The sequence below is a fragment of the Lewinella sp. W8 genome, from assembly GCF_004375085.3.
Lineage (GTDB): Bacteria > Bacteroidota > Bacteroidia > Chitinophagales > Saprospiraceae > Neolewinella.
This window is the reverse complement of the sequence record NZ_SNAQ03000007.1, coordinates 202302-217070: the sequence shown is the minus strand read 5'-3', so window position 1 is coordinate 217070 and position 14769 is coordinate 202302. Positions and strand designations below refer to the sequence as shown.

Annotated in this window: 12 protein-coding genes; 6 read left to right on the top strand and 6 right to left on the bottom strand. The window is 56.6% G+C overall.

Annotation, left to right across the window (positions count from 1 at the left end):
* Window positions 1-73: 73 nt before the first annotated feature.
* Window positions 74-2911, top strand: coding sequence for a carbamoyl-phosphate synthase large subunit (gene carB, locus E1J53_RS10195; RefSeq protein WP_134272822.1), 2838 nt, complete (start codon window positions 74-76; stop codon window positions 2909-2911).
* A gap of 15 nt (window positions 2912-2926) precedes the next feature.
* On the opposite strand, the gene E1J53_RS10190 is transcribed toward carB, so the two are convergent.
* The 3 genes from E1J53_RS10190 to E1J53_RS10180 all read right to left on the bottom strand — a co-directional run bounded on the left by E1J53_RS10190 (window position 2927) and on the right by E1J53_RS10180 (window position 6834).
* The gene (locus E1J53_RS10190; protein ID WP_173021428.1) at window positions 2927-3289 is read right to left on the bottom strand and encodes an STAS/SEC14 domain-containing protein; all 363 of its coding nucleotides are present in this window, start codon (window positions 3287-3289) and stop codon (window positions 2927-2929) included.
* Between the two features lie 668 nt (window positions 3290-3957).
* Window positions 3958-4659 (bottom strand): hypothetical protein, encoded by a 702-nt coding sequence (locus E1J53_RS10185; RefSeq protein WP_134272820.1) that lies wholly within the window; start codon window positions 4657-4659, stop codon window positions 3958-3960.
* Between the two features lie 9 nt (window positions 4660-4668).
* Window positions 4669-6834, bottom strand: coding sequence for a molybdopterin oxidoreductase family protein (locus E1J53_RS10180; protein WP_134272819.1), 2166 nt, complete (start codon window positions 6832-6834; stop codon window positions 4669-4671).
* A 106-nt stretch (window positions 6835-6940) separates the two neighbouring features.
* Here E1J53_RS10180 and E1J53_RS10175 point away from each other — a divergent pair, with 106 nt between their 5' ends.
* Together E1J53_RS10175 and E1J53_RS10170 are read left to right on the top strand one after the other, a co-directional pair.
* On the top strand, window positions 6941-7441 hold the full coding sequence (locus tag E1J53_RS10175) for a GNAT family N-acetyltransferase (RefSeq protein WP_134272818.1): 501 nt from the start codon (window positions 6941-6943) through the stop codon (window positions 7439-7441).
* Between the two features lie 58 nt (window positions 7442-7499).
* Entirely contained in the window at window positions 7500-7982 is a 483-nt protein-coding gene (locus E1J53_RS10170; RefSeq protein ID WP_134272817.1) for a GNAT family N-acetyltransferase, read from the top strand.
* Window positions 7983-7995: 13 nt separating this feature from the next.
* On the opposite strand, the gene E1J53_RS10165 is transcribed toward E1J53_RS10170, so the two are convergent.
* Entirely contained in the window at window positions 7996-8694 is a 699-nt protein-coding gene (locus E1J53_RS10165; protein ID WP_134272816.1) for a LytTR family DNA-binding domain-containing protein, read from the bottom strand.
* A gap of 22 nt (window positions 8695-8716) precedes the next feature.
* Entirely contained in the window at window positions 8717-9850 is a 1134-nt protein-coding gene (locus E1J53_RS10160; protein WP_134272815.1) for a sensor histidine kinase, read from the bottom strand.
* Between the two features lie 215 nt (window positions 9851-10065).
* Between E1J53_RS10160 and E1J53_RS10155 the strand changes: the two genes are divergently transcribed.
* Window positions 10066-10941: a DUF5694 domain-containing protein gene (locus E1J53_RS10155; protein ID WP_134272814.1), complete on the top strand. Its 876-nt coding sequence runs from the start codon at window positions 10066-10068 to the stop codon at window positions 10939-10941.
* Window positions 10942-11033: 92 nt separating this feature from the next.
* On the opposite strand, the gene E1J53_RS10150 is transcribed toward E1J53_RS10155, so the two are convergent.
* Entirely contained in the window at window positions 11034-11216 is a 183-nt protein-coding gene (locus E1J53_RS10150; protein WP_134272813.1) for a hypothetical protein, read from the bottom strand.
* On the opposite strand from E1J53_RS10150, the gene E1J53_RS10145 reads away from it, so the two are divergent.
* Both E1J53_RS10145 and E1J53_RS10140 read left to right on the top strand, forming a co-directional pair.
* Window positions 11215-12078, top strand: coding sequence for a pirin family protein (locus E1J53_RS10145; RefSeq protein ID WP_134272812.1), 864 nt, complete (start codon window positions 11215-11217; stop codon window positions 12076-12078). The two genes, E1J53_RS10150 and E1J53_RS10145, sit on opposite strands and share 2 nt — an antisense overlap.
* A gap of 900 nt (window positions 12079-12978) precedes the next feature.
* Window positions 12979-14766: a serine hydrolase gene (locus E1J53_RS10140; protein ID WP_134272811.1), complete on the top strand. Its 1788-nt coding sequence runs from the start codon at window positions 12979-12981 to the stop codon at window positions 14764-14766.
* Window positions 14767-14769 lie beyond the last annotated feature (3 nt).

Below are 14769 nucleotides of genomic sequence, written 5' to 3'. Positions count from 1 at the left end.
AGCAAGCGTTAAGTTCACGCCCTGACCACGACCGAACTGAAGCGCCCAAGGCGGCAAAATCGTTGCCCCCGGCATGCCGAAGGATACTTCCATTACTTCCGTTCTCATCATCGGTAGCGGACCGATTATTATCGGACAAGCCTGTGAATTTGATTACTCAGGCTCTCAGGCCAGCCGTTCCCTTCTGGAGGAGGGCATCGAGGTAACCATCATCAATCCCAATCCGGCTACCATCATGACGGATCCGATGACGGCCGACAACGTTTACCTCTTGCCGCTTACCGTAGAAAGCGTGGAGCAGGTACTGAAGGAGCAACCTCAGATCAACGCCGTATTGCCCACCATGGGTGGACAGACCGCCCTGAACTTGGCCATTGAATGCGGTGAGGTAGGCTTGTGGGAAAAATATGACGTGCGCCTCATCGGGGTAGACCTGGACGCCATCGAACTGGCCGAAAACCGGGAAGCGTTCCGGAAGCACATGATTAATCTCGGCCTCGGGGTTGCTCCCGCCCAGATTGCCAATTCCTTTCTGGAAGGAATGGAAGCCGCCCAGGAAATTGGCTTTCCCCTCGTGATCCGTCCCAGCTACACCCTCGGTGGTTTTGGTGGTGGCTTCTGCTTCAACGAGGAGGATTATCCGGAAATGCTGCGCCGTGGTCTCGATGCCAGTCCGACCCACGAGGTCCTCATCGATAAGGCGGTGCTGGGCTGGAAAGAGTTCGAGCTCGAACTCCTGCGTGACGCGGCCAACAACGTGGTCATCATCTGTACGGTCGAAAACTTCGACCCGATGGGTATCCATACCGGTGATTCCATCACCGTAGCCCCGGCCATGACCCTGAGTGACACCGCCTATCAGGATATGCGCGACCAGGCCATCAAGGCCATGCGCGGCATGGGCAACTTCGCCGGGGGTTGCAACATTCAGTTCAGCCAGAATCCCGAAACGGAGGAACTCATCGTCATCGAGATCAACCCCCGGGTAAGCCGATCCTCCGCCCTGGCCTCCAAGGCCACCGGGTACCCCATCGCCAAAATTGCCGCCAAACTGGCCCTCGGCTACACGCTGGACGAGCTGAAGAATCAAATCACCAAAACGACCTCGGCCTTCTTCGAGCCCACGCTCGATTACGTGATCGTAAAAATCCCACGCTGGAACTTCAACAAATTCCCCGGTGCCGATCATCGACTCGGACTGCAGATGAAGTCCGTTGGTGAGGTAATGGGTATCGGCCGGAACTTCCTCGAAGCCATTCAGAAGGCGTGTCAGAGCCTCGAAAACGGTCGGGCGGGGCTCGGTGCCGACAAAAAGGAATGGATCAAAACGGACGACATCCTTCATCGCCTGGAGAACGTCTCCGACGACCGGCTCTTCCGCCTCAAGGACGCCCTCCGTCTCGGGGTTCCGCGTAAAACCGTCCAGAAGCTCACCAAGATTGACCCCTGGTTCATTAACCAGGTCAAACGCCTGGTGGATTACGAAAAGGAAGTACTCAAGTATAATGTCCCCGAAGACCTACCCGAAGAGTTCTTCCGCGAACTCAAGGAAGTGGGGTACTCCGACGCTCAAATCGCCTGGCTCCTCCGGGTGGATGAGGAGGCCGTCACCAAACGTCGCTACGAACTGGGCATCCGCCGGACCTACAAGATGGTGGACACCTGTGCGGCCGAGTTTGAGGCCCAAACGCCCTACTTCTACTCCACCTTCGACCAGGAAAACGAAAGCGTGGTTTCCGACCGCAAGAAAGTGATTGTGCTCGGCTCCGGCCCCAACCGCATCGGTCAGGGTATTGAATTCGATTACTGCTGCGTCCACGGCCTGCGGGCCGTGCAGGAAGCGGGCTACGAAGCCATCATGGTGAACTGTAACCCCGAAACGGTGTCTACGGATTTCGACCAGGCGGACAAACTCTACTTCGAGCCCGTCTACTGGGAGCATATCCGGGAGATCATCGAACTGGAAAAACCCGAAGGGGTTATCGTCCAGTTGGGTGGCCAGACGGCGCTAAAACTCGCTGAAGAATTCCACAAGCGCGGCATTAAAGTATTTGGTACCAGCTACGAGAGCCTGGACCTGGCGGAAGACCGCGGGCGGTTCAGTGATCTGCTCAAGGAGTTGGACATCCCCTACCCCAATTACGGCACCGCCAAGGATGCCGACCAGGCCCTGGAGGTTGCCAACCGCGTGGGCTACCCCGTGCTCGTACGTCCCAGCTACGTACTCGGTGGCCAGGATATGCGGATCGTCATCAACGACCAGGAACTGGAGCGGCACGTACTCAGCATCTTCAAGAAAAGCCCAGACATGGTCGTGCTCGTTGACCACTTCCTCGACCGGGCCAAAGAAGCGGAAATCGACGCAATTTGCGACGGCGAGGATGTGCACATCATGGGCATTATGGAGCACATCGAGCCCGCCGGTATTCACTCCGGAGACTCTTCCGCGGTGCTTCCCACCTACTCCCTGAGCGTGGAAGCGGTGAATAAGATGCGAGAATACGCCGAGAAACTGGCCTTTGCGCTCAAGACAAAAGGACTGCTCAACATCCAGTTCGCCATCAAAACCGATAAGGAAACCGGCGAGGATACCGTTTACGTCATCGAGGCGAACCCCCGGGCTTCCCGGACGACTCCCTTCATCGCCAAAGCCTACAAAGTGCCCTACCTGAACATCGCCACCAAGGTGATGTTGGGCGCCAATAAGCTGAAGGACTTTGACATCAACCCTCAGCCCAGCGGTTACGCCATTAAGGTACCGGTATTCAGTTTCAACAAGTTCCCCAACGTCGACAAACAGCTTGGTCCCGAGATGAAATCTACCGGAGAGGCCATTCGCTTCGTGAAGGACATGACCGATCCCTTCTTCCGGGAGCTGGACCGTAACCGGAGCATGTATCTGACGCGGTAGGCTGGTTGCTAGTTACTAGTTGCTGGTTAGCCAGTTTTTTGCGGCGTTCAGTTGTTGGAGGGAAAACACTTTGACGGCCGGGCGGGGAAGCAGCCTGGCGGCCAGGGAAAACAGGCGTTGCAGACGTTGATCATCGGTCACGAGTGCATACTTGTGGGCCTTCCACAACAGGGTTGGCTCATTGCGTAAGACCTTGATCATGGCCCATAGACTTGCGTATCCCCGAAAACGAGGGACCTCAGACAGGAGATTCACCTCGCCGTGTCTTTGGTAAAGGGGATTGATGGTCTGAAACAGCAAATCGATGTCCGCCGAGCCTACTTTGCCCGCCACCCGATAGTGAATACAGCGAAAATCGGCCTGAAGGATGGTCAGCATAATCATCTGGGCGCGGAGCGCAGGTGCCCTGCTTTTCAGGAAGTACCTGGTACCTGCGGTCCCCCGCCCTCATTTATTGTTACCCCTTTAACCCTAAGAGGCCCAAGAGGTTCTTACCCGTGGTCGAATAATCCAGTTGTGAGCCAATAGGATTCACGCGCCACGAACATTGCCCTCCATGGTGGAGACGGTATGCGTCAAAAGCCTCCCCCGAAGCGCCAGCCAATTCTCCACTCAAAAACTCCTTCACGACGTACAACGTCGAAACCAACCCTCCATGGTGGAGACGCTATGCGTCGAAAGCCTTCCCGAAGCGCCAGCCGTATTACCACGCCGTACTCCATCACGACCTACAACGTCGAAACCAACCCTCCATGGTGGAGACGCTTTGCGTCGAAAGCCTTCCCCGAAGCATCAGCCAATTCTCCATGCAAAAACTCCATCACGACGTACAACGTCGTGCCCCATGGTGGAGACGCTATGCGTCGAAAGCCTTCCCCGAAGCACCAGCCAAATCTCCATGCGAAAGCTCCATCACGACGTACAACGTCGAAACCAGCCCTCCATGGTGGAGACGCTATGCGTCGAAAGCCTTCCCCGAAGCATCAGCTAGATTTCCATTCAAAAGCTCTATCACGACGTACAACGTCGTGCCCCATGGCTTCCCTCTACAGGACCCGATCGAGCGTAGCTACATAATTCCTCTCCACGGTTGCCCGCAGAGCAACGAATGCGGGCTCGGCCAGGAAGTTCTTCAGGCTATCGGCATCCGCCGCTTCCCATACGGCAAAGTGGTTCATAAGGTAGGGAATTCCGCGGGGTGATTTTTCTCCCCGTTGGGCCATTAACTCGGCCTTCATCCGACCAAAGTAAGTCAGCTTTACCGCTTCATCGTCCGCCAGCTTCCGGTAGGCAGTTTCCGCCTCGGAAGTTCCGGTAAAAAAGTGCACCACGTGATGGCGCGACTTATAGTTTTCCGGACGTGGTTCGTGGGTGATTTTTTCCGTGAAGTTGAAGGTAAAATCCTTCACGGAATTGATCCTCAGGATACTGATGATCTGAAACAGGGTTTTAGACGCCAGGGTAAGAAATGCGGTCGCGTGCGGATACCGCACGATCAGCAGTTGCTCCCGGGCCAGTTGAGGGTCTCCCTCCAGGGTCTCCCCGACGAAGGCTTTGAACACCGGAAAGGCACCAACCGTCTTCACCTGCGTGACGGCCAGGCTGAGGTATAGACTATACATCCAGGCCCTTTTGGTGGAGAACCAATTGATGGCGTACAGGGGAGTATCCAGATCATCGGTCTCCCGAACCGCCCGGACGATGACCTTGATGTCTTTAGTGACCGGCTTACTTACTTCTTTCGGCATGGTAGTGGGTTATGGGGTGGGAACTTCCATCGGCTCCAGTTGTACAAATTGCCCGCTGAAGGCAGCGTTCCCCGTGAGGGGGTCGAGGCGGAGCTCGTCGGTAATGTCATTGACGCTTGGTCCGGCTTCCCGGCTAGCGACCTGCAGTTGCGTCCCCTTCCGGCGATGGCCAAAACCGTGGGGAATGCTGACGACACCGGGCATCATTTCATCCGTCAGTTCCGCGGGAAGTTCAATACTGCCTACCCGAGAGGTCACGCGTACGCTCTGCCCGGTCAATACTCCGATCGCTCCGGCATCTTCGGGGTTAATCATCAGGGTACATCGCTCCTTACCCCGGGCGAGACCGGGTGCATTGTGCATCCAGCTGTTGTTGCTCCGTAAATGTCGTCGACCGATGAGCATGACCTGGCCCGCTTCCCGGTGCATCAGCGACAGATCGTTACCCTTACTCCGCAAATCCTCCAGCGCCTCCCGGAGGGCTTCCGGTAACAATTGGATCCGCCGGTCGGGGGTCTGCAGCACCCCCGGCAATTGTGGTTTCAGGGGGCCCAGATCAATCCCGTGGGGATGACGTAGCAGCTTGCCCAGGCTCAGTCCGGAAAACCACTTCTTCCACGACGACAGGCGACCATATTGGCCGGTCAGCAAGGCAAGATTGAGGATCATTCGTGGATTTCCGAGGCGGTATAAACGCGAGGGCTTCTTCCCCGTCATGGGGGCCAGCCTTTCGATCAGTGCCTTGGCGATTTGCCAGTCGTAGGGTTGTCCTTCCGGGGCACGGAACAGGGGAGCTGAGAAGCGTGCGATGTTTCGCGTGGCCAGGTGATTAAACACCAGGTCGTAGTGGTCCACTTCCAACTGGGAGGGCGGGGGCAGAATCAGGTCGGCGTGACGGGTAGTTTCGTTTAGGAAAATATCGATACTGACCATGAAGTCCAGTGATGCGAAGGCTTCGTCGAGCTGACGGCCGTTCGGTGTCGAGAGTACCGGGTTACCCGCGTGGGTGATCATGGCGCGAATCTGTCCCTCGCCCGGCGTCAGAATTTCTTCGGCCAGCGCCGCCACCGGAAATTCTCCTTCGGCTTCCGGAAGTCCACGAACCCGACTGGTCCAGCGGCCGTATTTCTTGCGGTATTTTTTGGTGCGGATCACGCTGACCGCAGGCGTCGTAAACAGGGCGCCGCCCTCCCGGTCCAGGTGTCCCGTGAGAACGTTTAGCGTATTGAGCAACCAGTTGCACAGACTGCCGTGCTCCTGGGTTGAAAGTCCCATCCGGCCATAGATTACCGCCTTTGGGGTAGTGGCGTACTGTTGGGTGAGCCGAACAATGTCCTCCGCCGGCACACCACAACGTTCACTGGCCATTTCCGGGGTGAAGTCCCGGACCAGGGCACGCAACTCCTCCATCCCGTTGAGGTGATCGGCCAGGTGGCCGGGGTTTACCCAGTTTTGCTCGAAAACGAGGTGCAGCATCGCCAGAAGAAAGTACACGTCCCTTCCCGGAAGGATAAAATGATGCTCGTCGGCGTATTTGGTCGTCTCCGTGCGGCGGGGGTCAATGACGATGACTTTGCCCCCACGCTCCCGGATGGCCTTTAGCTTGGGGGTTACGCCGCCGGAGCTCATCAGGCTACCGTTAGAGACGCTCGGATTGGCCCCCATGATGATGAGAAAATCGGTGCGGTCAATGTCGGGGATGGGGATGTGCAGGGTATGCCCAAACATGTGGTGGGCGACGTACTGGTGGGGAAGCTGATCCACCGAGGTCGCCGAAAAAACGTTACGGGATCCCAGTGCCCGGCGAAATTCGCCGGCGTAGGTGAGAAACCCAAAATTATGGACCGTGGGGTTGCCGTAGTACAGCCCGACGGCGTCTAGTCCATGTTTATCCCGAATTTCGTTCAGCCGTTGTCCAGCAAAATTGAAGGCCTCCTTCCAGCCGATTTCCTCCCAGCTCCCGTCCGCTTTTTTTCGCAGGGGGTGACGCAAACGGTCCGGATCTTCGTGAATTTCGTGAATGCGTGCCCCTTTGGGGCAAATGAATCCCTTACTGAACACATCCTTCTCGTCTCCGGTGACCTTCAACACGCGCTGACCGTCGTGTTCAATGCGCAAGCCACACATGGCCTCACACAGGTTACAAACGCGAAAATGTACTTGGGGGGCTGGCATAATCAGGATTTGCGGATCGGGAAGATAGGATAATCCTGAGGAGGAGGCTACTTCAGCGGAACCGGGACGGGTATATTTGACCAGAAGGGATCTCTAATTCAACGCCATGCTCCAACTCCGCAAACTAACCGCAACTGATCCCGAGCCCATCGCTACAGCCTTCGCCGACCAGGGCTGGAACAAGCCCGAGGCCCAGTACCGGGAGTACCTACGACAACAACGGGAAGGCCTACGGGACGTCATCGTCGCCAGCTGGGCGGGCAGCTTTGCGGGCTACCTCACCATCGTGTGGGAAAGCCAGTACGCCTACTTCCGGGACAATAAGGTGCCCGAGATCGTGGACTTCAACGTGCTGAAAAAATTTCAGCGGCGAGGAGTCGGCACGGCGCTGATGGACGAAGCGGAACGGCGCATCGCGGAGCGATCTGCGATGGTGGGTATCGGCGTGGGGATTACGGCGGACTATGGCCCGGCCCAGATTCTCTACCAGAAGCGCAGATACCTTTCCCTTGGCCACGGGCTGACCCGTGACGGGGAACCCCTTCATTACGGAGACCGGGTGACGATCGACGACAGTCTGGTCCTCCACCTCCAGAAAATCCTTTAGCCGGCTTCTTGATACTCTTTTTTAGTTTGTGGCTTTTCCTGGTTAATCAAGTTCTACCATGTCGCTCGTCCGCTCCGCTCTACCCTCCGATGCTCCCGCCATTGCGGCCATTTTCAATGAATACTTGGGGAACGGCACCATGGTCCTGCGGGAACGCTCCGAGCAGTATTATCGGGAGATGATGGATCGCTCGGACTGCAGCATCTTCGTATCGGAATCTCCGGAAGGAATCCTACAGGGGTATGCTTCGGTAAAACCCTACAGCGACCGCCTGGGCTACCACATTGCCGGGGAGGTGTCGGTCTTCCTGACCACCGCGGCCTGCGGCCGCGGAATCGGGAATGCCCTCTACGCGGCACTCTGGCCCGCCTGCCATGCACTGGGTTACCGGCACCTGACGGCCAAGATATGGGCGGAGAACACGGCCAGCGTCCGGTTCCACGCCCGTCATGGATTTACCGAAGTGGGTATTCAGCGGGCCATCGGTATCGTGGACGATCGCCGGATTGATATGCTGATTATGGAGAAACTTCTGGGATAGGGGGATTAGGGCATCACTCACTGATTACCCGCGCAAACTCATCGGCGTAGCCATCGCTAATCGGCAGGTAAACGCCGTCGATCACGACGCGGCGGCGCTCAACGTAGTCAATCTGCCGCAGTGCCACGAAGTGACTACGGTGAATGCGGCAGAAGCGATTAGCGGGCAATCGCTGCACGAACTGCTTGATCTTCTCCAGGGTGAGGAGTTTTCTTCCGCCGGCCAGGTGGAGGGTAAGGTAGTCACCACTGCTGCTGCCGTACAGTATTTCTCCGAGGGCGATCCGGTGCGTGCGGTGCCCGCTCTTGACGAAAAGGAAATCCTTGGCCGGTGCGACCGCCGGGGAGTCGGAAACCTTCTCATCGGGAGAAAGCTTTTTGATGGCCTGATGAAAGCGGTCGTAGGATATGGGTTTGAGCAAATAATCGACCACGTTAAGTTCGTAACCCTGAAGGGCGTATTCGTCGTAGGCGGTCGTCAGGATTACCCGGCACTGGTCCCCAATGATTTTGGCCACCTGCAGTCCATTGATTTCGGGCATCTGTACGTCTAGCAGGAGGAGGTCGGCGCGATGATCCCGGAATTCCCGGAGCGCCTGGATGGGATTGGTGAAACTGGCGAGCAGCTCCAACTCCGGAGTGCGCTCTACGTAATCGGAGAGGAGTTTTACCGCCAGGGGTTCGTCGTCAATAATGATGCAACCTAAGGTCATACGTGGAAATAAATTATTGGGTTCAGGCTACCGGTGACATCCGCGCACGCCCAACCGAATGCCCGGCCTTACCCACGTTTTGGCACCTGCGCGCCGCCGCCCGCCGAATGATCAACTCCACCCGGAATTTATCCGCCCCATCGTCGATACGGAGTTCATGCTGTTCCGGATAAAGCAGGGCAAGCCTTTTGCGCACGTTTTCCACGCCGATGCCCCCCTGCCCGTCCTTTGAGCCCGGAAGGTGGCGCTTGGCGTTGACGATCCGGCAACAAAGATCCCCGGCTTCACTTTCGCGGATGCTGATGCTCAGGGGAACGGCGGGGTCCCGGAGGTTGCCGTGCTTGAAGGCGTTCTCCACGAAGGGCACCAGCAGGAGGGGCGGCAGGCACCAATCCTGGTGGAAGGGGCCCGTTTCCAACTGCGTGGAGGTCAGGTTATCTACCCGCAGTTCCTCCAGGTGGATCAGGTCACGCAGGTAATCGAGTTCGCGTTCCAGCGGTACCAGACTTTCCCGTTCGTACAGGGAATACCGCAAGAGTCCGGAAAGCTTTTCCAGCACCGGCAGGGCGTGATCGGAGCCGGAATGCACGAGGGAGTAAAGATTATTGAGGGTATTGAACAGAAAATGAGGATTGACCTGGGAGCGAAGGAATTTGAGCTCCGTTTCCCGCCGCAGCGACTCGGCCTCCCGTCTTCCTAGTTCCTGAAAATCTGCCCGCTGCATGAGGTAAAAAACAATACCCAGGGCGGTAAAAATGAGGGCATAAAGCACCTGATCTAAAAGGTAATAATTCCACGACATCCCCGGGTTGTAGTTCCCGTAACCGGCGATCGCTTTAAAGACCACCTCTTCCCAAAAGGCCCGCATGAACATACAGGCCACTACGCCGGCCAGCATGACTACTCCCAGAAAAAAGCGGCTGGCGCCATCATAATTGCGGTACAAAAGCCAGTAACTCCACAGCGAGTAACTGAACCAGGAAACTCCGGTGAAAAACATGAGGAGTAGGTGTAGGGGATCGGTGTATTCCATCAGTTCCGCCCAGCGATCTTCGGCCTGAATGAGGTCGCTCAGGTGGAAGAAGGAGAGGTAGACAACCAGAAACCAAAGTAACAGCCGACCGAATAGGAAGGGCATTTTATCCGCTTTCATCATGCAACTAAAGTAAGCAGCCCGGCCGGAGCGGCGGACGAAAATCGGTGGATCCGGTAATTACATCGGTGAATCGCTCCACTTGCGGGAAAAACGCGAAAACGATCATAAGCTCCATTCACCGAAGGATTCCCGCCGTCTAAAGATTTCGTTTGCGGGCTGGCCGCTACCCTGCCGAATATTGAACCATCACTTCACCAAACACCAAATACGGGACCATGAAAACCTACCCACTCCTCCTCCTGATGGCCATCCTGCTAAGTGCCAGCCTGCACGGGCAGGAAAAAACCCAAAAAATGTTCAATCCCGACGACATTCTCGTCCAGGGAGACCAACAACCCCAGATTCTCCTCGTGGGCACCTTTCATTTTGACTACCCCGGTCTCGACTCCCACAAGACGGCAGCTGAAGATCAGGTGGACGTGAAGAGTGAAAAGCGCCGGGCTGAAGTTGAGGAACTTCTCGATTACATCGCCCGTTTCAAGCCCAACAAGATTGTGGTGGAACGCCGGAAGGGCAGCAAAATAAACGAGAATTACCGACGCTACCTGGAAGAAGGTTTTGAGCTGCCCCGCAGCGAAATCTACCAGTTGGGTTTCCGGCTCGGCAAGCGGTTTGACGTCGATACACTCGTCCTGGGCGATGCATTTACATTCTCCAATTCCCTGTACTGGCACCGGGATTCTTTGATGCTGCGCCCCATACTGGACAGCATCTTCGCGGACGTGGAGGGGAATACAGACACGGTCATTGATCGTCGCTACTACCAGCTCTATGACCACGAGGATGAGATGCTGAAAAACAGCACCCTGCTGGAGCATTTCAAATACGAGAATGATGTATTTCGGATCCGGCGGGGCCACGGACACTACCTGGAATTTGAATCCGACCTGGGCCCCGATGCCCTCGCCATCTGGTGGTATTCCCGCAACCTGCGCATCTACCGCAACATCCAGAAGGCCACTACCTCCCCCGACGATCGCATTCTCGTCCTTTTCGGCGCCGGACACCTCGGCATCCTTCGCCAACAGTTTGAGAGCTCCCCGAAGTATAAATTGATTGACTTTGCGGACTTAGAAAACTGGTCCAACTAACCCCACTTAACCAACTCAGGGCCAGCTCTTTTTGGAGCTGGCCTTTGTTGTTTTATCCAGAGCGTTCGTGGTCGCTAAAGACCATGGTAAGGTTACTTCAGCGGGAGGCGTTGAATGATTTTGGCGCGTGCGCGCAGGTGCAACGTCCAATCCGCCATGCCAGGGTGCCAGCCGACCGGGTGGTCGGCGATGATCGATCCTCCGGCGGAAGTGAGTTTGCCGTGAAACATTCTCTTACTGCGTACGTTTAATGTACCTACATCTAATTTGATCATGGACCGCAAGAAATTCCTCAAAACTTCGCTTCTGGGTGCGGCTGGGATGGCCGCCTCCTCCGCGGCATCCGCCCGACCGGCCACCTCCACCTACGATAAGCTCATGGATCAGGTGGGATTCAATCACCTGCCGAACGAAGAAATCCGGACGCCCAAAACTGTCCTTCACCGGGCGGAAACCCGGGGGCACGCGGATCACGGTTGGTTAAACACCCACCATACCTTTAGCTTCGCCAACTACCGCAACCCAGAGCGGATGCACTTTGGGGTCTTGCGGGTGCTCAACGACGACGTGGTGGCTCCGGGACGGGGCTTCGGCCGCCATCCCCACGATAATATGGAGATCGTTTCTATTCCCCTGGAGGGTGACCTCAAGCACCAGGACAGCATGGGCAATACCGCCGTTATCCGTCAGGGCGAAGTACAGATGATGAGTGCCGGCACGGGCATCTTCCACAGCGAGTTTAACGGGAATGCGGACCAGGCGGTAAAGTTCCTCCAGATCTGGATGTTCCCCAACAAAAAGAACATCACTCCCCGTTACGATCAGATCCGGTTAAGCGGAGAACGAAACGTCCTTCAGCAAATCCTCTCCCCCACCGCAACCGATGCGGGCGTCACTGCCCAACAAAACGCCTGGTGGCACCTTGGGGACCTGGACCGCGGTTTCCGGACGGACTACTGCCTCCACCGGGGTGGAAACGGTCTGTACGCCTTCGTCATTGAGGGCCGGGTGTCCGTTGCGGGCCAGGAACTTAATCGGCGCGACGGATTCGGTATCTGGGACGTTGACCAGGTCAGCATCGAGGTCAGTGAGGATGCCCGCCTGTTGCTGATGGAGGTTCCCATGCAGCTTGGGTAGTTTTTTTGCATCGGGTGATTGTGTCCCTTTGGGGCTCAATCGTTCCCGTAGATCAGCTTTGGGTGCTCCGACCGGACGCTCAGAGGACCGCTTTGCGGACACTCCGAGGACCTGCTTTATCCCGAAAAATAAGCGAACTGGGCTTTCAGAAGTGTTCATTATTGGTGTTGACTTTCCCCGAAAGTCAACCAGGTCGGGCAACTCCTTATTTTCAAAGCCTAATTGAACAAATGACGCTTAACCTTTCTAGTCTACCGTAACCCTTCCAGTATCGCGTCCCGAAAGTCAATAAGACGCTCCGCCACATATTGATGATGGTTGTGATTAAAGTGTGACAACCCCATTCTAGCAACCTCAAAATGCGCTAATTTCTTGACAATAGCATTCACGTCTCCATCCATCACCTCCCTCATCAGCAAGTGCACGTAGGAACTATATTCACCCCGAGCATCAGGTAGATCCTTTACCCCAATTGGGTCCCAAACATAGTACAGGACCTCATCCACCCTTTTTCGTAATTCTGTGAGTTGTCCTCTATTCAATTTTAAAGTCATTGCAGCTTAACGGCAAAAATATTGAATCGCCACCATTCACCAATCAACCCACACCTCTCGTACGCCTCAATCGTTCCGGTAATTGAGCTTTGGGTGCTCCGACCGGACGCTCAGAGGACCGCTTTGCGGACACTCCGAGGACCTGCTTTATCCACAAAAGTCAAGCCGGTGGATGCCTTGGGCAGTAATCGTCTGGTGGGGCTCCGACGCGGTTCAGCCTTTCGCCGGATGAATCCGGCGCTACCGGGAGAGAGAGCGGTTGGGGATGAAGGTTTACTAATTGACTACCGCCATGCAACGCTCTCCCGGTGGCGCTCGTCCTTCCGGACGAGACTATTACTGATCAATGTTCCCACTACGCACTACTACCTTTCTCCTCCTTCCTTTGCTCTTTACCCTGTTGCCCGGCACCTGCGTCCGCGCCCAAAATGGTGGCCCCAGTCCGAGCGTGGACCGGCTGATTCACGCCGCCAGCATACCAGGATTCCAGGGGGTCTATTTTGAAGACGGGGAGATCGTTACGTCCCTTACCCGGGGCATTACGGACGCGGACACCCGCCGTTCGGTCACCCCCAACACGGTATTCTCCGCCGCCTCCCTCAGCAAGCCGCTGCTGGCCTACCTGACGTTGCAACTGGTCGATGCCGGTCAAATGGACCTCGACGTTCCGCTGGTGCAGTACTTCAATTATCCGGACGTCGCGAAGGACGATCGCCACCGGGAAGTCACGGCCAGAATGGTCCTTTCCCACACCACCGGACTACCCAACTGGCGAGACGATGACCTTCAGTTTCGCCGCGCGCCCGGAAAAAAATTCGGGTATTCCGGAGAGGGGTTCGTTTGGCTACAACGCGTAGTGGAGCACCTCAGTGGCAAGGACCTGCAGACGCTCGCCCAGGAAAAAATCTTTACGCCCTTCGGCATGGAGCACAGCAGTTTTGTGTGGAAAGAAGCCTTTGAACAGGATTTCGCCCGCCCCCACAAAGTGGGGGAACCCCTGACGGTTAACCATAAACCCGAGTACGCCAATGCCGCTCATTCCCTGAAGACCACGGCCGAGGATTACGCGCGGTTCCTTATGGCCCTGGCGGAAGGAAAGGGGCTGTCCGCAACTTCCCTCACCAACCTCCTGACCATCCAGAGCACCCCGAAGGGCAGCGAATTTGTCCACTGGGGTCTGGGAGTAGGCCTCCAGGAATCCGACGGCGGCACCCAGTTCTGGCACTGGGGCGACAACTACGCCTTCAAAGCCTACTTTACCGTGGATGCGGAGGCCAAAAGGGGGCTCGTTTACTTCGCCAACGACTACAATGGACTGAGCATCACCCCCGACGTAACCGACCTGGCCCAGATGGGCTCTCAACTGGGTTGGGAGTGGGCCGACTATAAATACTACAAAGACCTTCCCCGCCCCAAAACCGCCATCAACGCTACCCTACCCTTTCGCTGCGTGCCCTGCAACCAGTCTTGTGACACCCTGACCTACCGCGAAGGTGGCTACTGCTACCACTGCGGTATGGAACTGATTCAGTACGAAGGGGAGCCCAAGCAGTACACCATTGCGTTTTACCTCCAGAACGGGGTGGAGGTCCTGGATTTTGCCGGTCCGATGGAAGTTTTTGCCTACGCTGGTTTTGAGGTCTTTACCGTATCGAAGACCAGGGCACCGATTCAGTCGCAGGGCATTCTGACCATCGTACCGGATCATGATCTGGAGAGCGCCCCCGAGGCCGACATCCTGGCCTTCTTCGGCGGGAACTCCGGAGTAGCCGCCGATGATCCGGACGTCATCAACTGGGTGAAGGCCCGCGACGAGGCCGATTATTACTTCAGCGTGTGCACCGGCGCCTTTGTCCTGGGCGAGGCGGGCATGCTGGAGGGGCAGACGGCCACCACCTTTCACCGGGCCCTGGACCGACTCGAAGAACGCTTCCCCAACACCACCGTGTTACGGGACGCCCGCTTCGTCGACAACGGACGAGTCATCACCACCGCCGGCATCTCTGCCGGGATTGACGGAGCGCTCCACCTGGTGGCCAAGCTTCGCGGAGAGGAAGCCGCCAAGCGGGTGGCCCGCTATATGGAGTACGACAAATGGACGCCGGGAGAGGGGGTGATCCTTAAGGAAAATTGATTG

Excerpts from the sequence above, each read along its gene's own strand:
- carB (WP_134272822.1), top strand. The coding sequence starts at position 74 with ATGCCGAAGGATACTTCCATTACTTCCGTTCTCATCATCGGTAGCGGA.
- E1J53_RS10190 (WP_173021428.1), bottom strand. The coding sequence starts at position 3,289 with ATGCTGACCATCCTTCAGGCCGATTTTCGCTGTATTCACTATCGGGTG.
- E1J53_RS10185 (WP_134272820.1), bottom strand. The coding sequence starts at position 4,659 with ATGCCGAAAGAAGTAAGTAAGCCGGTCACTAAAGACATCAAGGTCATC.
- E1J53_RS10180 (WP_134272819.1), bottom strand. The coding sequence starts at position 6,834 with ATGCCAGCCCCCCAAGTACATTTTCGCGTTTGTAACCTGTGTGAGGCC.
- E1J53_RS10175 (WP_134272818.1), top strand. The coding sequence starts at position 6,941 with ATGCTCCAACTCCGCAAACTAACCGCAACTGATCCCGAGCCCATCGCT.
- E1J53_RS10170 (WP_134272817.1), top strand. The coding sequence starts at position 7,500 with ATGTCGCTCGTCCGCTCCGCTCTACCCTCCGATGCTCCCGCCATTGCG.
- E1J53_RS10165 (WP_134272816.1), bottom strand. The coding sequence starts at position 8,694 with ATGACCTTAGGTTGCATCATTATTGACGACGAACCCCTGGCGGTAAAA.
- E1J53_RS10160 (WP_134272815.1), bottom strand. The coding sequence starts at position 9,850 with ATGATGAAAGCGGATAAAATGCCCTTCCTATTCGGTCGGCTGTTACTT.
- E1J53_RS10155 (WP_134272814.1), top strand. The coding sequence starts at position 10,066 with ATGAAAACCTACCCACTCCTCCTCCTGATGGCCATCCTGCTAAGTGCC.
- E1J53_RS10145 (WP_134272812.1), top strand. The coding sequence starts at position 11,215 with ATGGACCGCAAGAAATTCCTCAAAACTTCGCTTCTGGGTGCGGCTGGG.
- E1J53_RS10150 (WP_134272813.1), bottom strand. The coding sequence starts at position 11,216 with ATGATCAAATTAGATGTAGGTACATTAAACGTACGCAGTAAGAGAATG.
- E1J53_RS10140 (WP_134272811.1), top strand. The coding sequence starts at position 12,979 with ATGTTCCCACTACGCACTACTACCTTTCTCCTCCTTCCTTTGCTCTTT.